Annotated in this window: 17 protein-coding genes and 1 pseudogene; 7 read left to right on the top strand and 11 right to left on the bottom strand. The window is 71.4% G+C overall.

Translation table 11 applies throughout. From position 1 onward, the window contains the following. Nucleotides 1–84: 84 nt before the first annotated feature. Genes ACZ3H8_RS24085 through ACZ3H8_RS24070 form a run of 4 tightly spaced genes read right to left on the bottom strand, consistent with a single transcriptional unit; the run spans nucleotide 85 to nucleotide 4,964 of the window. A complete protein-coding gene (locus tag ACZ3H8_RS24085; protein WP_467405045.1) occupies nucleotides 85–1,422 on the bottom strand; it encodes an AAA family ATPase in 1,338 nt (445 codons plus the stop codon). After that, on the bottom strand, nucleotides 1,419–3,032 hold the full coding sequence (locus ACZ3H8_RS24080) for a hypothetical protein (RefSeq protein ID WP_467405043.1): 1,614 nt from the start codon (nucleotides 3,030–3,032) through the stop codon (nucleotides 1,419–1,421). Before ACZ3H8_RS24080 ends, ACZ3H8_RS24085 begins: the two co-directional genes overlap by 4 nt. Further along, entirely contained in the window at nucleotides 3,023–4,156 is a 1,134-nt protein-coding gene (locus ACZ3H8_RS24075; RefSeq protein ID WP_398989924.1) for a hypothetical protein, read from the bottom strand. Before ACZ3H8_RS24075 ends, ACZ3H8_RS24080 begins: the two co-directional genes overlap by 10 nt. Continuing rightward, complete coding sequence (locus ACZ3H8_RS24070; protein ID WP_467405041.1) at nucleotides 4,086–4,964, bottom strand: phosphatase PAP2 family protein; 879 nt, start codon at nucleotides 4,962–4,964, stop codon at nucleotides 4,086–4,088. The genes ACZ3H8_RS24075 and ACZ3H8_RS24070 overlap by 71 nt, the downstream gene beginning before the upstream one ends. A gap of 186 nt (nucleotides 4,965–5,150) precedes the next feature. On the opposite strand from ACZ3H8_RS24070, the gene ACZ3H8_RS24065 reads away from it, so the two are divergent. Continuing rightward, nucleotides 5,151–5,747, top strand: coding sequence for a histidine phosphatase family protein (locus ACZ3H8_RS24065; protein ID WP_467405039.1), 597 nt, complete (start codon nucleotides 5,151–5,153; stop codon nucleotides 5,745–5,747). Nucleotides 5,748–5,772: 25 nt separating this feature from the next. On the opposite strand, the gene ACZ3H8_RS24060 is transcribed toward ACZ3H8_RS24065, so the two are convergent. Then, the gene (locus ACZ3H8_RS24060; RefSeq protein WP_467405038.1) at nucleotides 5,773–7,155 is read right to left on the bottom strand and encodes a tetratricopeptide repeat protein; all 1,383 of its coding nucleotides are present in this window, start codon (nucleotides 7,153–7,155) and stop codon (nucleotides 5,773–5,775) included. A gap of 240 nt (nucleotides 7,156–7,395) precedes the next feature. Here ACZ3H8_RS24060 and ACZ3H8_RS24055 point away from each other — a divergent pair, with 240 nt between their 5' ends. Together ACZ3H8_RS24055 and ACZ3H8_RS24050 are read left to right on the top strand one after the other, a co-directional pair. Next, nucleotides 7,396–7,860 (top strand): hypothetical protein, encoded by a 465-nt coding sequence (locus ACZ3H8_RS24055; protein ID WP_467405446.1) that lies wholly within the window; start codon nucleotides 7,396–7,398, stop codon nucleotides 7,858–7,860. A gap of 47 nt (nucleotides 7,861–7,907) precedes the next feature. Further along, nucleotides 7,908–8,783 (top strand): spermidine synthase, encoded by an 876-nt coding sequence (locus ACZ3H8_RS24050; RefSeq protein WP_467405035.1) that lies wholly within the window; start codon nucleotides 7,908–7,910, stop codon nucleotides 8,781–8,783. A 42-nt stretch (nucleotides 8,784–8,825) separates the two neighbouring features. Here the strand turns inward: ACZ3H8_RS24050 and ACZ3H8_RS24045 are convergent, their stop codons facing one another. Next, complete coding sequence (locus ACZ3H8_RS24045) at nucleotides 8,826–9,368, bottom strand: hypothetical protein (protein WP_467405033.1); 543 nt, start codon at nucleotides 9,366–9,368, stop codon at nucleotides 8,826–8,828. A gap of 69 nt (nucleotides 9,369–9,437) precedes the next feature. Here ACZ3H8_RS24045 and ACZ3H8_RS24040 point away from each other — a divergent pair, with 69 nt between their 5' ends. The 3 genes from ACZ3H8_RS24040 (at nucleotide 9,438) to ACZ3H8_RS24030 (ending at nucleotide 13,249) form a co-directional block, all read left to right on the top strand. Beyond that, nucleotides 9,438–10,136: a response regulator transcription factor gene (locus tag ACZ3H8_RS24040; RefSeq protein WP_398989931.1), complete on the top strand. Its 699-nt coding sequence runs from the start codon at nucleotides 9,438–9,440 to the stop codon at nucleotides 10,134–10,136. A gap of 13 nt (nucleotides 10,137–10,149) precedes the next feature. Continuing rightward, nucleotides 10,150–11,550, top strand: a complete 1,401-nt coding sequence (locus ACZ3H8_RS24035) for a sensor histidine kinase (protein ID WP_467405030.1) — start codon at nucleotides 10,150–10,152, stop codon at nucleotides 11,548–11,550. 208 nt (nucleotides 11,551–11,758) lie between these two features. Beyond that, nucleotides 11,759–13,249, top strand: coding sequence for a cellulose binding domain-containing protein (locus tag ACZ3H8_RS24030; protein WP_467405029.1), 1,491 nt, complete (start codon nucleotides 11,759–11,761; stop codon nucleotides 13,247–13,249). 77 nt (nucleotides 13,250–13,326) lie between these two features. Here the strand turns inward: ACZ3H8_RS24030 and ACZ3H8_RS24025 are convergent. Further along, nucleotides 13,327–13,488, bottom strand: a pseudogene (locus ACZ3H8_RS24025) (S41 family peptidase); the annotation flags it as partial. 180 nt (nucleotides 13,489–13,668) lie between these two features. Here ACZ3H8_RS24025 and ACZ3H8_RS24020 point away from each other — a divergent pair. Further along, complete coding sequence (locus ACZ3H8_RS24020) at nucleotides 13,669–14,121, top strand: HAD family hydrolase (protein WP_467405027.1); 453 nt, start codon at nucleotides 13,669–13,671, stop codon at nucleotides 14,119–14,121. Here the strand turns inward: ACZ3H8_RS24020 and ACZ3H8_RS24015 are convergent. From ACZ3H8_RS24015 to ACZ3H8_RS24000, 4 genes are all read right to left on the bottom strand, one after another. Continuing rightward, a complete protein-coding gene (locus ACZ3H8_RS24015) occupies nucleotides 14,111–15,532 on the bottom strand; it encodes a GH1 family beta-glucosidase (protein WP_467405025.1) in 1,422 nt (473 codons plus the stop codon). The two genes, ACZ3H8_RS24020 and ACZ3H8_RS24015, sit on opposite strands and share 11 nt — an antisense overlap. Nucleotides 15,533–15,605: 73 nt before the next feature. Further along, on the bottom strand, nucleotides 15,606–16,514 hold the full coding sequence (locus tag ACZ3H8_RS24010; protein WP_467405023.1) for a carbohydrate ABC transporter permease: 909 nt from the start codon (nucleotides 16,512–16,514) through the stop codon (nucleotides 15,606–15,608). A gap of 11 nt (nucleotides 16,515–16,525) precedes the next feature. Continuing rightward, the gene (locus tag ACZ3H8_RS24005) at nucleotides 16,526–17,527 is read right to left on the bottom strand and encodes a carbohydrate ABC transporter permease (protein ID WP_467405020.1); all 1,002 of its coding nucleotides are present in this window, start codon (nucleotides 17,525–17,527) and stop codon (nucleotides 16,526–16,528) included. 5 nt (nucleotides 17,528–17,532) lie between these two features. Continuing rightward, nucleotides 17,533–18,846: an ABC transporter substrate-binding protein gene (locus tag ACZ3H8_RS24000; RefSeq protein ID WP_467405019.1), complete on the bottom strand. Its 1,314-nt coding sequence runs from the start codon at nucleotides 18,844–18,846 to the stop codon at nucleotides 17,533–17,535. Nucleotides 18,847–19,055: the final 209 nt, after the last annotated feature.

The raw sequence follows: 19,055 nt of genomic DNA, 5'->3' as shown, positions 1-19,055 counted from the left end.
CCCTTTCCGGGCCGCCCTCCGTTGACCTTGTGTCCATCGCATACCCATCGCCGCCTTCCATTGTCGCGGCGAATGCAAGTGTGCCTACGGCTGCCAGCTCACCCGGTGTTCCGCCAGGTGTGCCAGGACCGCGTGGTTGGCCTCCCAGCCATCCGGAAACTTGACCGTGACGCCCAGCTGGACCGGCTCCGTCGACGGGTGCTCGTCCAGCAGATCGGTGACGCCCGCGCGGCACACCACGATGCACGCGTGCCGGTGGCGGGAGGCCAGCACGCACAGCCTGCCCGTCTCCAGATGGAACGCGGTCGCGTCCGGGCGGCCCGAGAGCGGGTGGAGGACGACCGTGACGTCGAACTCACGGCCCTGGAGGCGGTTCGCCGTGTCCACGGTGACGTCCGCGACGCCCAGCTCGGCGAGCGCCGCCCGCACCGCAGCCGCCTGGTCGCGGTGGGCCGTGCCGACGGCGATCCGGTCGGCGGTGACCGGGACGGGTTCCGTGGACCGCTCGCTGGTCGCCGCGCCCCCGCGGTCCAGCAGCCGGCGTACGACCAGGGCCACCGCCCGTACCGCCTCGGGGTCGGTACGGGGCGTGTGGCGGGCGGGCAGCTCCAGCAGGCCCCAGCCCGACTCGGCCGCCTCGTCGAGCACCCGGTCGGGGCCCGAGCCGTCCGACGGCACCCCGAAGGCGAGCCGCCGGTCGCCGGGGCCGGTACCGCTGCGGAAGGGGGTGTACGGGTAGAACGCGTCGGAGACGAGCGGCGCGGCGGAGGCCGGGAGCCGCCAGGAGACGGGCAGCCGGTGCTGCGGCAGCTCAGGATTGTGGGCCAGCAGGGTGGAGACGGCGCTCGCGGAGGGGTCGTACGACAGCCCGGCCCACTGGTCAGCGCCGACGATCGAGAACGGGTCCAGCTGACCGGGGTCGCCCACGAACAGCGCGCGCTCGAAGAGCCCGGCGACGGCGAGCAGCGCGTCGGAGCGCATCTGGTAGGCCTCGTCGACGATGGCGTGCCGCCAGGGCTCGACGCCTTGGACATGCGCCCACTTCGCGGCGGTCGAAATGACGATCTCCAGCCCGGCGAGGTCACCGGCCTTGGCGGACTTGCGGACGTTGTCCAGCTCGTCGAGGGCCTTGTCGTACGGATCGGGCTCATTGCTGTGCAGTCGCCCGACCGCCAGCGCGGGCTCCTTCTCGGCGAGCCGGACGACGAGGTCGTCGACCTGGGCGTTGGTCTGCGCGATGACCATCAACGGCCGCCCGGCGGCGGCCAGTTCCCGCGCGGCGTGCACCACGAGCGTGGACTTCCCGGCCCCGGGCGGCGAGTCCACGACGACACCGCGGTGGGAGCCGTGCAGCGTGTCGTCGAGGATCGCGTCCGTGGCCCGGGCAGCCTCGACGGACGGCTCGAAGCCTGGCCGGGTCACAGCACGTCCTCCGGGGTCACAGGGTCCGGGCTCTGGGCCGACGTGCCCGGGGGCCCGCCGTGGGTCCACGGGGTTTCCTCCGGGGGCGGAAGCTTGGGGCCGCCCCGATGGTCGTGTTCGAACAGGGTCCACGCGATCCGGTCGCCCTTCCCCGGGACCGAGCCCTCCGCCGGGTCCTTGGCGCGGCCCATGCGGTCCGTCAGCCGCAGCACCAGCGTCCCCTCCGCGTCGTACCGTACGAACTCCGCCGTCTGCGGCTTGCCCGCCAGCGAGCGGTACACCTTCGCCCGCTCGGCGAGCTGCGGGCGGTCGTCCGTGCGGACTGTGAGCAGCGGACGCGGGCTCGGGCGCTTCGAGTCCGACCAGGCCATCACGACCTCCGTCACCTCGCTCAGGAACGCCTCGCCCGCCAGCCTGCGCCCCGCAAGCACCAGCGGGTCGTCCAGCGCCTCCTGGGCCTCCAGCTGCGCCTGGGCCGTCTCGCGGGAGGCGAGCTTCTGCGCGGCCGTCACCGCGTCGTCGCGGCGCGGCTGCGGCGGCTCGCCCGCCCGTACGCGATCGCGGTGCGCGGTGAACGACCAGCGGTCCCGAGTCCAGCGGTCCGCCGCCCTGGAGCCCTCCGGCAGCTCACGCAACAGCTCCAGGCTGCGCCACACCGCGTGCCACGTGGGCAGCAGCTGGGTCAGCACGAGCCGGCGGATCTCCCGCTCGGCGACACTCAGTTCACCCAGCCTCGCATCCGCCGCCGCGCCGTCCTCCGCCGCGCCCAGCGCCTGCCGCGCCCGGTCGTAGCGCTCCACGGCCGGAGCCAGCAGCCTGTTGTCGAAGGCCGGGTCGGTGGCCGGCCCGGCCGGCGGGCAGAGCAGCTGCCCGTCCCGGCCCCGCGCCAGCTCGGCCCGCAGCGCGGCATCCGCGCCGGACTCACCCTCCGGTGGATCGATCCAGGCGAGCAGCGCCCCCAGATGCTGGTCCTCCAGCGAGGACTGACCGGTCGCCCAGTGCCGGTTCAGCAGATCGGTCGCGGCGAGGAGCAGCGAGGAGCCGGGCACCCGGGCCCGTTCGCCGTAGTGCGTGAGCCAGCGGCCGAGCAGCGGCACCCGCGGCGGCGCGGGGTAGGGCGCGTCGGGGTCCTCCTCCGCCGTACGCCGAAACCGCATCGACCGGCCGAGCAGCCGTACGAAGTCGATGCCGGCCCGCCCCGGCACGATCAACTGCGGGGCGTCCGCGCACAGTTCGGCCTCCACCTTGACCCTCTTGCCGGTCTCCGCATCCGTCTCTCCCCCAGCCTTCGGCCGGGAGGTGCCCCCACGCTCGACGAGCTCGATGTCGTCGGCGTACGCATCCAGATGCGGCAGCACCGCGTCGGCCAGCTCCGCGAGGAACGTGAAGCGCAGATCGCGGTCGCGTGGCTGCGCCACGACCAGCAGCCGGGGCTCCTGCGGATCGGTGCCGACCAGCGCGCCCAGCGGCGCCCCCGCCTCACCCGCCGTGGTGAGCGGCACGAAGACCAGCGGCCGATCGGACAGATGCCGGTGCCGCACGGTCGCCAACGGCCGCGCCCGCCCGGACTCCACGGCCTCCAGCCGGGCAAGCGTGGAGATCAGCGACATCCGGCCGCCTCCAGTGCCTCGGCCCGCAGCGCCGCCGCCCTGCGCAGGGCGGCGACCGCCGGATCGTCCGGATCGCCCGCGGCCCCCCGCGCCGCCGCCAGGACGTCGCCGATCGTCGTCAGCCCGCCCAGCTCGCCGCGCACCCCACGGCCCAGCGCTTCGACCGCGCCCGAATCGCGGGCCCGGTCACGGCAGTGGAAGGCCAGCTCGCACGCGGCCAGGCACTCGGGGGCGTACGCCGCGGACACCGACTCGACCGCCGCCGTCAGCTCCTCAGCCGGCCGCTCCAGGTCGAAGGTCGTGCCCTCGGGCAGCGCCGCGGCGATGTCCTCGATCCGGGTCAGCCGGGCCAGCTGGCGGCGGGTGACCGACAACTGCTTACGGACGTCGACGACGGACCCGGTCGGCAGATTGGAGAAGTCCTTGGGGCAGACCAGCAGCACCGAGTGCGCCACCTCCGCGCCCTCCGTCAGCGCGGCGACCCTCTCCAGCGCCAGCACATACACCGCGGCCTGGCGCGCGGCCGCGCCCACCTTCGCCGCGTCCGCCGACGCGTCGATCATCGGGAAGGACTTGATCTCGACGACCGTCCACCGCCCGTCCGGGTGGACGACCACCGCGTCCGGCTCCAGATAGGCGGGGGAGCCCGCGACCTCCAGCGCCAGCAGGGGATGGTCGAGCAGCGTCCACACCCCGTCCTGGGCACCGGCCGCGGTCGCCTCACGCAGCGCCAGCGCCGTACGCGCGGCCCGGCCCTCGGGACCGGCCGCCGACAGATCGGGCACCCGGACCTCGGCCGGGGCGTCCACGCCCAGCAGCCGCATCAGTTCCGTACCGCCGTCGGCCTTGACCCTGGCCTCGAAGGCATTGCCGCGCATGAACGCGAACTGCGACTGCCCGAACGCCGCAGGGGACCCCAGCGCGGAGGCGAGCGCCGCCTTGTCCACCCCGGCGCCGTCCAGCAGAGCGCGCCGCTTGCAGCCGGGATTCGCGGCGAGGGCGGCCAGCGCGCGGGCGTCGAGCGGATGCGGCTGGGCGGCGGGGCCGCGCAGCTCAGCGAGCCGCTGCCGGAGTGCTGTCGTCGGCGCCTGCGGAGGTGGTCCGCTGTCCAGGGATTCGCTCACCCGCGGAAGTCTCGCATCCGGCACTGACAATCGGGGACTTCGAGCCGGAAGGAGCGGACAGGACACGTGTGCGCACCCGGTCGGCGAGGCGCATCGCGGGCCGCGTCAGCAGTGCGCCGACGCCCATCACGGCGGCGCCGGCGACCGCGTCCAGGAAGTAGTGGTTCGCCGTGCCCATCACCACGATGGTGGTGAGAAGCGGGTAGGCGACGCCGAGGACCTTCATCAGCGGCGTGCGTCCGTGCCGCCACAGCATCACGCCGCACCACAGCGCCCAGCCGACGTGCAGACTCGGCATCGCCGCGTACTGATTGGTCATCGCGCCCAGGCCGCGCGGCGCGCTCGCCTCGCCGCCCCACCAGCCGTACGAGCTGTACTGCGCCATCGTGTCGACGAACCCCTGACCGGCGTCGAGCAGCCGCGGCGGGCAGGTCGGCAGCAGGGTGAAGCCGACGAGGCCGAGCAGCGTGGAGAGCATCAGCCAGGTGCGGGCGGCGTGGTAGCGGGCGGGGCGGCGGCGGAAGAGCCAGACGAGGATGGCCGGAGTGACCAGATAGTGCAGCGAGGCATACGCGAAGTCGGCGGGTATGCCGAGGGCGGGGGTCTGGCTGAAGAGGCGGTTGAGCGGGTGCTCGGCGTTGAGGAGGAGGGCCTTCTCGGCCCGGAGTATCGCCATGCCGTGGTCGACCGCGGTCGACACATCGCCGCGGGCGAGCAGCCGGCCCGCCGAGTAGGCGGCGTAGACCACTGCGATCAGCGTCAGTTCGGTCCACCAGCGGGGCCGATGGCGGGGCGCGGTGTACGGCATCCGAACGTTTCTCCAGTTTGTGTTCAGGCGGCCATCGGCCACCGTTCGACCGTACGGTGTACAGGGCGACGCTCCGTCGGCGGGTCCCGGCCTGTAGAGGGACGCTGAGATCGACTTGGAGGTTGCCCCGCGTTCAGGTGCGCGATGATGGAAAGCCACCCGATGTGAACCTCAGGGAGACCCCGCATGGCACCGCGCATCCTGCTCGCCCGGCACGGCCAGACGGAATGGTCACTGCTCGGCAAGCACACCGGCAGGACGGACATCCCCCTGCTCGAAGAGGGCAGGCGCGGGGCGAAACTGCTGGGAGAGCGGCTGCACCGGGCGCCGTGGTCGGGCCTGGAGGGCGTCGAGGTCCGTACGAGCCCGCTGGTGCGGGCGGCGGAGACGTGCGCGCTGGCGGGGTTCGGTGACCGGGCGACCGGATGGGACGCCCTGATGGAGTGGGACTACGGGGCGTACGAGGGCCTGGCCCCGGCGGACATCCATGCGGACCGCCCGGACTGGTTCATCTGGCGCGACGGCGTCCCGGACGGCGAGACCCTGTCGGAGCTCGGCGCGCGGGCGGACGAGGTCGTGGAGTGGGCGCGCTCGGCGGACCGCGACGTGCTGGTCTTCGCGCACGGCCACATCCTGCGGGTGCTGGGGGCGCGGTGGCTGGGCATGGACCCGTCGTTCGCGGCGCGGATCAAGCTGGACCCGACGAGTCTGTCGGTGCTCGGGTGGGCGTACGGTGCACCGGCGGTGGAGCGCTGGAACGACACGGGCCATCTGGAGGGGTGAGTTTCCCGCCGGGGGGGCGCCCGCATCACGCCCTTCGCAGCGACTCCCCGTGCCGCTCCAGGAACGAACCCACACCCCCCGTCCTCCGCTTCGGCAGCAGCACCCTCGCCGTGTCCGACAGCATCGACTGGATGCGTGACGACTGGACCTCCGCCAGCAGGTCCAGCACCTGGTGGCCCGCCTCCGCCGCCTCGTCCGGGGCTCCGGCGCGAGCCAGGTCCGCCGCCAGTTGGGCCCGGTACAGGGCCAGGTTGCGGGTGAAGCGGCTGTCCTGGAGCGTCGCCGCCCGGAGGGCGTGGCGGGCGGCCCGGGGCCAGTCGCGGAGGGCCGACCAGCACTGCGCCTGCAGCGCTTCCAGTTCCGGTTCGCCGAAGAAGGACATCCACTCCGGATCCGCCTCCGCCGGGCCCCGGTCGAAGTACGCGTACGCCCGCCCCAGGGACTTCTCGCAGCCCGTACGGTCCCCGAGCCCCGCCCAGCCGCCGGCCTCCCGAAGCGAGAGCAGGGACAGCAGTCGCGGCGAGGCCAGGTGCCGTGCCGCCCGCTGGCCCGCCTGGGCCGCGCGGACCGCCTCCCGGTGGCGGCCCCCGTCCCGCGCCAGGAAGGACGTGTTGCAGAACGCGTGCGCCTCCAGCGCCGGATCGCCCGCCACCCGAGCCGTCGCCAGCGCCTCCGCGTAGTGCGAGCGCGCATCGTCGAACCGGCCCGAGTCGTGCGCCAGCCAGCCCACCGAGATGGCGAGTTCGCCCGCCCCCGCGTGCAGCCGGTCCGCCGTCGAGGGGCGCGCGGCCGTGCCCGCGTCGAGCAGTGCGTACGCCGCCCGCAGCGGCTGCGCGGCCCGCTTGTAGAGCCCGTCCGCGCCGTGCCTGTCGTCGAGCAGTCGGATCCGGCGTACCGCGTGCTCGACGGCGTTCACCTCCGCCTCGCCGACGCGTCGCTGTGCGGGCACAAGGCCGGGACCGGGACCGAGCCCGAGAGACGCGGCCGCCACGGTGGCGGAGCCGCTCGTCATGAATGCGCGACGCAGCACGTCGCTCTCCTCGTCGATGTCGCTGTCACTGTTGCCGTCAAAAAGGTCGAGGGGGCTGAGGGAAGGTTCGGGCGGCCGCCCCCGGCCGCCGCCCCGCACCTGTTCCCGCGCCGCGAACCCCAGGTCCGCCAGCGTCAGACCGGGGAACATGTGCAGGAACACCCGCTCGTACGCATAGTTGGGACAGCGGATCTCGCCTGCCTCGACACGCCCGATATAGCGGGCGTCGCACGAGACCTGCTCGCCGATCTCTCGAGCCGCCTTGCGCACACTCGCCGCGAACTCCCCCGGCGAGCGCTGCCCCCGCAGCCGGCGGAAGGCGAAGTTGGGAACCGCCCGGTTGGGAACTGCCCGTGATGCCTGTGACGATGACGCCATGGCCGAGCCCTCTCTTGGTGCAGCCGTGTTCCGGCGGAGCAAGAACGTACCTGCTGTGATGGACCGCACACACAGGGTTTAGCTACAAAAGGGATATCTCTCCCTTGATCTGCCATGAACTGCCATCCTTTGCGGCGGCGAGCCGCCGTAGCCCTTGACGCGAACGGGCGTTGAACCATCCGGAGGCGCGGTACGTGTCTCCACTCGAGCGAGGAGGGGATCCCCTTGTTGGAGATCGGCATGGAGACCAGCGCCAACGGCGGCTCACGCACGACTGCGACGACTGCTCGCCACAGGCCGACCCCGGACAGCAGCGCACCGCCCGGCGACGACGCGGAGCCCTGCGATCTGGTGACCGTCCCCGCCAGGCAGGGGCTCGAGGCCGTCGACATCCTGCGCCGCGGCGCCGTACCGGCCGTCGGCCCGGTGCTCCACGACGGCACCTGCGACACCCTCGGCTTCCTGGTGCCGCCCGGCACCGCGGACGGCTGGGACATGCCGGGCAGCGCCTGTACGCAGACGTCGGGACGCGGGCTGCGGATCCCTGCCGAACCTCCGGTCACCGGCACCGGCACCGGTGCCGACACTGGCGCCGACTGGTTACTGCCGCCGGACGGCGCCGGCCCGGTCACCGACCCGGTGGTGCTGCGCGAGGCGCTCGGCGAGGCGGCCCGCCTCATCGAGGCCGCCGACAACTGTTGCTGAGCCCCGGTCGCTGAGCCCCCCATCCGTACTGCGCCGATAATGGGCTGGTGGCAAAGAGCAAGCGGCGCAGCCGTACGGGCGGGGCAGGCAGCCCCGAACCCGTCGTCGAGCAGGTCGACGGCGGGCTCGCCGAGCTGATACCCGACCGCGAGCGGCCGCGCGGCTGGACGCTGCTCCTCGACGGCGCCCCGCAGTCCCATGTCGACCTCGACGACCCGGTTCATCTCTCCTTCGAGTACCAGCGCCGCCTCGGCCATGTCGCCGATCTCGCCGCCCCGCCCGGCCGCCCCCTCCAGGTCGTGCATCTCGGTGGCGGGGCCTTCACTCTCGCCCGCTACATCGCGGCGACCCGCCCCCGATCCACCCAGCAGATCATCGAGTTGGACGCCTTGCTGGTCCAACTGGTCCGCAAACAGCTCCCGTTGGACCCCGGCGCACGTATACGCGTCCGGTCGGCCGACGCCCGCGCCGGGCTCGGCAAGGTCCCGGACGACTGGGCGGACCTGGTGATCGCCGACGTCTTCAGCGGAGCCCGCACCCCCGCGCATCTGACCAGTACGGAATTCCTCGCCGAGGTCCGCAGGGTCCTGAAGCCGGGCGGGCACTACGCCGCCAACCTCGCCGACGGGCCGCCGCTCGCCCATCTGCGCGCCCAGGTCGCCACCGCCGCCGCCGTCTTCCCCGAGCTCGCGCTCGCCGCCGACCCGACGGTGCTGCGCGGCCGCCGCTTCGGCAATGCGGTGCTGCTCGCGTCCGACGTTCCGCTGCCCGTCGCCGAGCTGACCCGCCGCGTCGCGAGCGACCCGCACCCCGGCCGGGTCGAACACGGCAGGGCGCTCACCGACTTCACGGGCGGCGCGGCCGCGGTCACCGACGCGAGCGCGAAGCCTTCCCCCGTACCGCCGCCGGCGACGTTCCGTTAGCGCGGTGACCGGGACCCGGCGCTTGAGGACGGAACAGACAACCTAGCGGTCGTCGAACTCGACCATCGGCGGGTGGCCGTTCCAGGTGCAGAAGACCGAGACCTCGCGGCCGTCCTTGGTGAAAGTCACCCGGATCCACGTCGGTTGCTTCCAGACCTGCATCTGCCAGGCGGCGTCCGGCGTCGCAGAGACCAGCTCCGCCGACGACTCGCCGATGTCGAAGACGACCCGGCCGCCGTCGACCGTGTAGCCCTTCACATTCCCGGGCGGCGTCGCCGAGGCCGGCGGCGGCGACGGCTTGGTCTTGCTCGGCTTTCCGGCCGACGGAGTGGCCGACGGCTTGCGGGTCTTGTCCGCACTGCCCGGCTTGGACGGCGTCGGACTCGGCGACCGCTGCGTTGACGATGCCTGCGGCTTCGCGCCCTGCGTGGTGGCGCCGTCCGCGGTGATGGGCAGCGCGCGCGGCCGGTCGTAGGCGGTCCCGGACATGACCGTGTGGACGCCCCACCAGGACAGCGTGACCGCTGCGCCGGTGGACAGCGACCACGCCATGGCATGTACGAGTCCTCGATGCATCGGGGCCATACTGCACCACGCTCCCCACAACTGTCCCTAGAGGGACCGGCGTCCTCCGGATGGCGTACGGTGCCGCCCATGGCAAGTGTGCTCGTGGTCGAGGACGACCAGTTCGTGCGCTCCGCCCTCATACGGCACTTGACCGAGGCCTCCCACACCGTACGGAGCGTCGGCACGGCCCTCGAGGCGCTGCGCGAGGTGGCCCATTTCCGCTTCGACTTGGTCATCCTGGATCTCGGCCTGCCCGATCTGGACGGGTCCGAGGCGCTGAAGATGCTGCGCGGAATCACCGACGTACCAGTGATCATCGCGACCGCGCGGGACGACGAGGCGGAGATCGTCCGCCTGCTGAACGACGGCGCCGACGACTACCTCATCAAGCCCTTCTCGGTGGAGCACCTGTCCGCGCGGATGGCGGCCGTCCTGCGCCGCTCGCGCGCCGCCGGGGATGCCCCGCCCTCGGGTGTCATCCAGGTCGGCGGGCTCTCCATCGACCCGCTGCGCCGCCAGGCCGAGCTGGACGGGGCGGCACTCGACCTGACCCGCCGGGAGTTCGACCTGCTGGCGTTCCTGGCCGGGCGGCCCGGCGTCGTCGTACCGCGCAAGGAGCTGCTCGCCGAGGTCTGGCAGCTGAGTTACGGCGACGACCAGACCATCGACGTCCATCTGTCCTGGCTGCGACGGAAATTGGGCGAAACGGCCGCCCGGCCCCGCTATCTGCACACCCTCCGCGGCGTCGGCGTGAAGCTGGAGCCGCCGAACGGACGCATGCCATGAATGGACACATGTCATGAGATGGGCGCTGGTCAAGGTCTCGCTGGCGGTCACCGCCATGGTTGTGGTCGCCTTCGCGATACCCCTCGGGCTCGTCATCAAGGAGATGGCCAGGGACCGGGCCTTCTCCAACGCCGAGCGGCAGGCCGCCGCCATCGGCCCCACGCTCTCCATCACCGCCGACCGCGATCCGCTGGAGCGGGCGGTGATGTCCACCCAGGCCGGATCGGCCGGGCGGATGGCCGTGCACATCCCGGCCTCCGGCGAGCCGGGCAGCCAGCCGGTGAACATCGGCACCCGCCGGGCGACCCAGAAGGACCTGGCGACCACGCAGCGGCTCGGCCGCGCCTCCATCACCGAGGTGACCGGCGGCTCCGCGCTCCTTCAGCCCACCGCGATCAGCACCGGACAGATCGCCGTCGTCGAGGTGTTCGTACCGGAGGGCGAGGTCTCCAACGGCGTGGACACCGCCTGGCTGGTGCTCGCCGGTGTCGGCATCGCGCTGATCGTCGGCTCGGTCGCGGTCGCCGACCGGCTCGGCATCCGCATGGTGCAGCCCGCCCAGCGCCTCGCGGGCGCGGCGCACGACCTGGGCGAGGGCAAGCTCGGGGCGCGCGTCCCCGAGGAGGGGCCGACCGAACTGCGTTCCGCCGCGATCGCCTTCAACTCCATGGCCGACCAGGTGGTCCAGCTCCTCGCCAATGAGCGCGAGCTGGCCGCCGACCTCTCGCACCGGCTGCGTACGCCGCTCACCGTGCTGCGCCTCAACGCCGCCTCCCTCGGCGACGGACCCGCCGCCGACCAGACCAGGGCCGCGGTCGAGCAGCTGGAGTGCGAGGTCGACACGATCATCCGCACGGCGCGCGAGGCCAAGCCGCAGACCGCGTCGCCCGGCCCGGGCGCGGGTTGCGACGCCTCCGAGGTTGTCCGGGAGCGGATGGACTTCTGGTCGGCGCTGGCGGAGGACGAGGGCCGCAAGGTGCGGGTCGCGGGCGTCGACCGTCCCGTACGCATCCCGGTCGCGCGCCCCGAACTGGCGGCCGCGCTCGACGCGTTGCTCGGCAATGTCTTCCGGCACACCCCGGAGGGCACGGCCTTCTCGGTCGACGTACACAACGGCGGGGACGCGGTCATCGTGCTGGTGTCGGACGCGGGCCCGGGCATCGCAGACCCGGAGGCGGCGATGGCCCGCGGCAACAGCGGGGGCAGGGACGGCTCGACGGGGCTCGGCCTGGACATCGTGCGCAGGGTGGCGGAGTCGACGGGCGGGGACGTACGGATAGGCAGCTCGGTGCTCGGCGGCACGGAGGTACGGATCTGGATCGGGCTCGACCCGCGCGAGGGGCTGCCGGGGGAGCGGAGGCGGGGCCACCGGGGAACGGTCAGACGCCGCAAGGCCGTCCGCCTGATGAAGTGACCGTTTGTCCTCAATTTCCCCCAGACTTCGTCCGGGGGGACCCCACGGGCTTGGTTGCAAGTGGTCTCGACCATTAATCCGTTCCGATGCCCTCCTTAAGGGCGTCCTAAGAAGCTCAACCCCCGCCCCGAACGGGTCATTTGTCCGTTTCCGGGCCGCTAGCGTGCTGCCACACCCCCACCCCCCGTAACGCAGAGGCAGGCACGCAATGGGCAGCAGTACGCACCGGCGCAGGGCGAGCGCGAAGACCAAGGCGGTCGGCGCGGTCGTCGCCGCCGCCGTCATCGGCGGCGCGGCGTTCGCCCTCACGGGCACCGCGCAGGCCGCAGCCGTAGGCGCCGCGTACACCAAGACGAGTTCCTGGACCGGTGGTTACACCGGCCAGTACGTCATCACCAATGCCACCGACAAGGCGCAGTCGGACTGGACGCTCGAGTTCGATCTGCCCGAGGGCACCACGATCGGCTCGCTGTGGAACGGCGAGCACACCGTGAACGGGCAGCACATCACCGTGAAGCCCGCGAGCTGGAACAAGGAGCTCGCCCCCGGCAAGTCGGTGACCGTCGGCTTCGTCACCTCCGCGAGCGGTACGGCGACCGTCGCCGACCCGACCTCCTGTCTCATCAACAAGGTCAAGTGCTCTGTCGACGAGGGCGCGACGCCGCAGCCGAGCGGCCGCCCCACCGAGCAGCCCACACCCACCAAGACCCCGAGCCCGACGGCGAGCGCCACGCCCACGCAGAAGCCGACCCCCACCCCCACCCCGACGCCCACCCCCACCCCCACCGAGACGTCCGGCGGCGGCACGGGCGCCGGCTTCGCGCCGTACATCGACACCTCGCTCTACCCGGCGTACGACCTGCTGGACACCGTCACGAAGACCGGGGTCAAGGAGTTCAACCTCGCCTTCATCACCTCCGGCGGCAGCTGCGCCCCGCTCTGGGGCGGCGTCACCGACCTCGCCAGCGACAAGGTCGCGGCCCAGATAGGCGCGCTGCGCGCCAAGGGCGGCGACGTCCGGGTCTCCTTCGGCGGCGCGGCCGGCCACGAGCTGGCGCTGAACTGCTCCTCCGCCGACGACCTGGCGAAGGCGTACGGCAAGGTCATCGACGAGTACAAGCTCACCAAGGTCGACTTCGACATCGAGGGCGCGGCCCTGCCGGACACCGCCGCCAACTCCCGCCGCTCGCAGGCGATCGCGCAGCTCCAGAAGTCCCACCCGGGCCTCGACGTCTCCTTCACCCTGCCCGTCATGCCCGAGGGGCTGACCCAGCCCGGCGTGGATCTGATCGCCGATGCCAAGAAGAACGGCGTGAAGGTCGACGCGGTCAACATCATGGCGATGGACTACGGACCGGCCTACAGCGGTGACATGGGTCAATACGCCATCCAGGCGGCGACCGCTACCCAGGGCCAGATCAAGGGCGTGCTCGGGCTGTCGGACGCGGCCGCCTGGAAGGCCGTCGCCGTCACCCCGATGATCGGCGTCAACGACGTCGTGACCGAGATCTTCAAGGTCGACGACGCCACGCAGCTGGTCGACTTCGCCAAGTCCAAGGGCCTGGGCTGGCTGGCCATGTGGTCCTCGACCCGCGACAAGCAGTGCGCGGGCGGCGAGAAGCCCGCCGCGGATGCGACGTGCAGCTCGATCCTCCAGGAGCCGCTGGCCTTCACGAAGGCGTTCTCCGCCTACAAGTAGGTCCCACCAAGCCGCCACCCCCCGGCGGCGCGTCCCGGCCGGACTGCCCCCCACCCGGCCGGGACGCGCGTTTTTGTTCACCGGCGGCCGAGTACGGCGACCGCCCGGTCGAAGGCCGAGTCGCGGCCCTGGGCGAACTCCTCGTCCGTGAAGACCGGTTCACGCAGATGCGGCGGGATGCCCGGACCGTCGAAGGTCACTCCCGTACGGGTCAGGAACTCCTCGTTCGGCAGCATGCTGCCCGCCCGCGCGCTCGGCGGCGACGCCCTTGACGCAGCTGACGCCGGTGACCCGTCGATCTCGTACCACCACGATCGGCTCGACGCGTCTTCGGGAACATCCCGCTGTCCGGCCAGTCAGGGGTGGGGAAACCCCCACGGCCATTGAGTGGTGCAAGCCGTCAGTCCGTACTGAAGGGCATGAAGGACACGGTTGCCCCCATCACTCCCATCACTCCCATCACCGCCAAAATCCGCCAAGCGCCGCGCAGGGCCGCGTTCTTCGATGTGAGCGGCACGCTGGTGCGGCAGGCCCTGTGGAACGAGCCCGGCCTCGCCGCGTATCTGCGGCACGCGGTGGCGGGCGATCTGATGGTGCTGGTCTCCAGCTCCCCGCTGCCCGTGGTGGCCCCGCTGGCGGCGCGGCTCGGCGCGGACGAGATGCTGACCTGCATGCGGGGCCACGGCAAGGGGTACGCGGCGCGCACGCTGATGCGGGAGTACGGTTTCGACCCGGCGGACTGCCACGCGTATGCGGACGAGGCGGCCGACCTCGCCCTGCTGACCGAGGTCGGCAACCCGGTGGTCGTGGGCGATGACCCGGTGCTGCTGAGTCACGCCCGACGGGGTACGTGGCCGGTGCTCAGCGAGTGAGGTCGCCGGCCGGCGGCTCGGGGAGTACCCCGGACCGGGCCAGCGCCGCGTACCAGTGCGCGCTCGACTTGGGCGTACGGGCCAGCGTCTCGTAGTCCACGTACACCGCGCCGAAGCGCTTGCCGTAGCCGTAGGACCACTCGAAGTTGTCCATCAGGGACCAGAGGAAGTATCCGCGCACATCCGCACCGTCGGCGATCGCGCGGTGAACGGCGGAGAGATGGCCGTGCAGATAGCGGATGCGGTCGGGATCGTGGACCGAGCCGTCCGCCGCGGGCTTGTCGACGTACGCCGCGCCGTTCTCGGTGATCATCAGCGGCAGGCCCGGGGCCTCGCGGGTGTAGTGCAGCAGCAGGTCGTAAAGACCGGTCGGGTCGATGGACCAGCCCATCTCCGTGCGCTCGCCCGGCGGCTGGTGGAAGGAGACCGAGTCCGCGCCCGGCCAGGGGGAGTGCTCGCTGGCGCCGTGGCCGTCGCTGCGCTCGGGGCGATTGTCAGTGGCAGCCGATACAACTGCAGGTGCGTAGTAATTCAGTCCGAGCGAGTCCAGGGGGTGCTTGATGACGGCCAGATCGTCGCCGTGGACGAACGACCAGTCGGTCAGGGCCGCGGTGTCCGCGAAGAGGTCCTGCGGATATGTGCCCTTGAGCATCGGGTCCGCGAAGACGCGGTTCGCGAGCGCGTCGATACGGCGGCGCGCGTCCAGGTCCGCGGGGCTCTGGCTGCTCGCTCTGACCACGCTCGGGTTGAGGCTGACGGAGAGCTGGGCGCCCGCGGGCAGGGCGGAGCGCAGCGCCTGGGCGGCCAGGCCGTGGCCGAGGTTGAGGTGGTGGGCGGCGCGCAGCGCGGCGACCGGGGCGGTGCGGCCAGGCGCGTGGACTCCGGAGCCGTACCCGAGAAAGGCGCTGCACCAGGGCTCGTTGAGGGTGGTCCACATATCGACGCGGTCGCCGAGCGCGTCCGCGACGATACGGGCGTAGTCGGCGAAGCGGTGCGCGGTGTCCCGCTCGGGCCAGCCGCCCGCCGTCTCCAGCTCCTGGGGCAGATCCCAGTGGTAGAGGGTGAGCACCGGACGGATGCCGTGGGCGAGCAGATCGTCGACAAGGCCACGGTAGAAGTCGAGGCCGCGCCGGCCGGCGGGGCCGCGGCCGGTGGGCTGCACCCGGGACCAGGAGACGGAGAAGCGGTACGCGTTGACGCCGAGGCCCGCCATCAGCGCGACGTCCTCTGCGCGGCGGTGGAAGTGGCCGACCGCCGTGTCCCCGGTGTCACCGCCCTCCACCTTGCCGGGCGTATGGCTGAAGGTGTCCCAGATCGACGGCGTGCGGCCGCCCTCCCGTACCGCGCCCTCGATCTGGTACGCGGCGGTCGCGGTGCCCCACAGGAAGGCCGGCGGAAAGGTCATGGACATCGGTGAGCTCCCAACATGTGCGTAGGGATGTATGCATAGGAACGAATGCATAGGTACGGGAATGTGGGAGGTGTCAGCCCTTGACCGCGCCCTGCATGATGCCGCCGACGATGTGCTTGCCGAAGACGACGAAGGCGATCAGCAGCGGCAGGGTGCCAAGCAGCGCGCCCGCCATGATCACCGACTGGTCGGGGATATAGCCGCGGCCGAGCCCGGTCAGCGCCACCTGCACGGTGGGGTTGCCGTTCTGGGTCAGCGCGATGATCGGCCAGAAGAAGTCGTTCCAGGCCATGACGAAGGTCAGCATTCCGAGCACCGCCATCGCGGGCCGCGCCGCGGGGAAGACGACGTGCCACACCACGCGCCAGCTGCTCGCGCCGTCCACCCGCGCCGCCTCGATCAGCTCGGTGGGCAGCGCCTCGATCAGGTACTGCCGCATGAAGAACACCCCGAAGGCGCTGACCAGGGTGGGCAGGATGACGGACTGCAGCTGGTCGGTCCAGGAGAGCTCGGCGATCAGCATGTACAGCGGTACGACGCTGAGCTGTGGCGGCACCATCATCGTGCCGATCACCAGCAGGAGCAGGAGGTTCTTGAAGCGGAAGCGGAGTTTGGCGAAGGCGAAGCCGGCGAGGGTCGAGAAGAGCACCGTCCCGGCCGCGATCGACCCGGCGACGATCGTGGTGTTGAGCAGGGCGGTGCCCATATTGGCGTCGGTCCAGGCGATCTCGAGATTCTTGAAGAGATTGCTGCCGAACCAGAAGGGCGGGGGAGTCTGCGCGAGCCGGGAGCTGTTGCGGGAGGCGGCGACTGCCGTCCACACCAGTGGAAAGAGGGAACCGACCGTGAACACGATCAGCACGGCATAGGCGATCCGGCCGCCGTGCAGCTGACGTCCGGCGCGGTTGGCGCCTCGGGTGCCTCCGGCACCTCCGGTGCGGCCTGTGTCTCCGGCGCGCTTGGCGCTGAGCAGTGCCGTCATCGTCCTACCCCCTACGCGCTCTTGCTCAGCCGGCGGGCAACCAGCCAGTTCACCGCGCCGATCACCAGCAGGATCAGGAACATCGACCAGGCGATCGCAGAGGCCCGGCCGAGGTGGAGATTCACCCAGCCCTGCTCGTACAGATAGAGCCCGAGCGTCTGGAACTGATGGTCGGCGCCGCCGGTCGCGCCCGCGCTGCCGTTGAACAGCAGGGGCTCGCCGAACAGTTGGGTCGCGCCGATCGTCGAGACCACACAGGTGAACAGGATCGTGTGCCGCAGCGAGGGGACGGTGACATGGATGAACTGCTGCAGGCGCGAGGCCCCGTCGAGCGCGGCCGACTCGTACAGATCGTTCGGGATGGCCTGCATCGCGGCCAGATAAATCAGCGCGTTGTACCCCGTCCACCGCCAGATCACGATCGTGGAGACGGCCAGCTGGGAGGTCCATTCGCCGTTCTGCCAGTCGATGTTGTCGATGCCGACCAGTCCGAGCGCCCAGTTGATCATTCCGTAGTCGCGTCCGAAGAGGAGGACGAAGACAAGGGTCGCGGCGGCCACTGAGGTGGCGTACGGAGTCAGCGCGGCCACCCGGAAGAACATCGAGCCGCGCAGCCGGTAGTTCAGCAGATGCGCGATGCCCAGCGCGATGAGCAGCTGCGGCACGGTGGAGATCAGGCTGATGGTGACGGTGTTCTTCAGAGCGTTCCAGAAGAACTCGTCCTCAAGCAGGCGGGAGAAGTTGCGCAGACCCACCCACTCCATGTCGGTGGGCGCTGTCAGCTCCACCCGGTGCAGCGAGGCCCAGCCGGTGTAGAGCAGCGGAAAGAGCCCGAAGGCCAGGAAGAACACGAAGAACGGCGCCACAAAGGCGTACGGACTCCACTTGACGTCCAGCCGGTAGCGGCGGCTGCGCCGGGCCCGGCGGCGCTCATCGGCCGCGCCGTCGGACCGGTCGCGTGGGGCCGCGCCCTCCTCCTGGGAGGGCGCGGCGGCCGGTGCGTCACTTGCCATACCGGTCACTGGTCCAGCGCGTTGTCGATCGCCTTCACGGCCGCGTCCCACCCCTGCTGGGAGGACCGGCCCTTCTGGTCGACCTGGAGCATGCCGATGTCCGCCAGGTTCTGCGCGATGATCAGGTCCTTCGGCCCGATGATCTGGACCGGCACTCCCTCGGCGGCCTTCGAGAAGATCTGTCCGATGGGCGCGCCGGCGAAGTAGGCGTGCTTGGCGCCGGAGACCTCGGGCAGGGAGTACGCGGCCTTGGCGCTCGGGAAGCTGCCGCGCTCGGCGAAGAGCTTCGCCTGCTGCTCGGGCGCGGTCAGCCAGGCCGCGAGCCTTGCCGCCTCGTCCTTGTTCTTGCCCGCATCGGGGACGGTCAGGAAGGAGCCGCCCCAGTTGCTGGGCTTGGGCGCCGCGGCCACGTCCCACTTGTCCTTGCCCGCGGCCCCGCCCTTGTCCTGGATATAGCCGAGCATCCAGGCCGGGCAGGAGACGGTAGCGAACGTGCCGTTCGCGAAGCCCTGGTCCCAGGCCGGGGTGAACTGCTGGAACTTACCGGTCAGACCCTCCGTCGCGAACTGGGCCGCGATGTCCCAGGCTTCCTTCACGGCCGGGTTGGTCTTGTAGACGATCTTGCCGTCCTTGTCGTAGAAGCGGTTCTCGTTGCTGCCGGTTATCGCCGCCATCACTCCGGACGCGGAGTCCACGAACGCCGTCCCCTTCGGCGCCTTCGCCTTGAACTGCTTGCCCGTGTCGAGGTACTTGTTCCAGTCACCCGCCCACAGCTTGCCGACCGCCTCCCGGTCGGTGGGCAGCCCGGCCTTGGCGAAGAGGTCCTTGCGATAGCAGATGCCCTGCGGACCGATGTCGGTGCCGAGCGCGATCGTCTTGCCGTCCTTGGCGGTGGCCTGCGCCCACTTCCAGGGCAGAAACGCGTCCCTCTGGACCCCCTCGGTCTTGCCCAGGTCGACCAGCTTGCCCGCCTGCGTCGCGGTTATCTCGGCGATGTTGTTGACCTCGACGGCCTGGATGTCGGCGAGACCGCTGCTGCTGCCCAGATGCGTCAGCAGCTGCGGGTAGTAGTTCTCGTTCCGCTCGATCGAGGTCTGCTTGATCTCGATGTTCTTGTTGAGCTTCATGTACTCGTCGTAGAGGCCGGCCTCCTTGAGACCGAAGGCGCCGAAGACCCCTACCGTGAGGGTGGTCTTGCCCTTGCCTCCACCGCCGCCGCTCGACGCACTGCCGGTGGGTTCGTCGCTGTCCGCGGCACAGCCGGCCAGCAGACCGGCGCCGAGCGCGGCGACGACCGCGAGGATTACTGCCCTGCGCATTGCGTCCTCCTTGTGCCCTGACGTGCCGACCCCCCGGCCAACTGGCGTGCAGCGCAGTGCCGTTGATGCTCCGCGGCTCGGGCGGGGAACGTGCGGGTTGTGTATGAGTCAGGTACGGTGGGAGCGCTCCCATATGTGATGTGTTGAAGGGTCGCCGCTCCCTGAGGGGGTGTCAAGGCACCCGGCGCGTTATGTTCTCGGACGGGAAG

The sequence above is a fragment of the Streptomyces sp. NPDC002868 genome (assembly GCF_055563295.1).
Note: the sequence above shows the minus strand (reverse complement) of the source record. Positions and strands in the feature narration are given on the sequence as shown.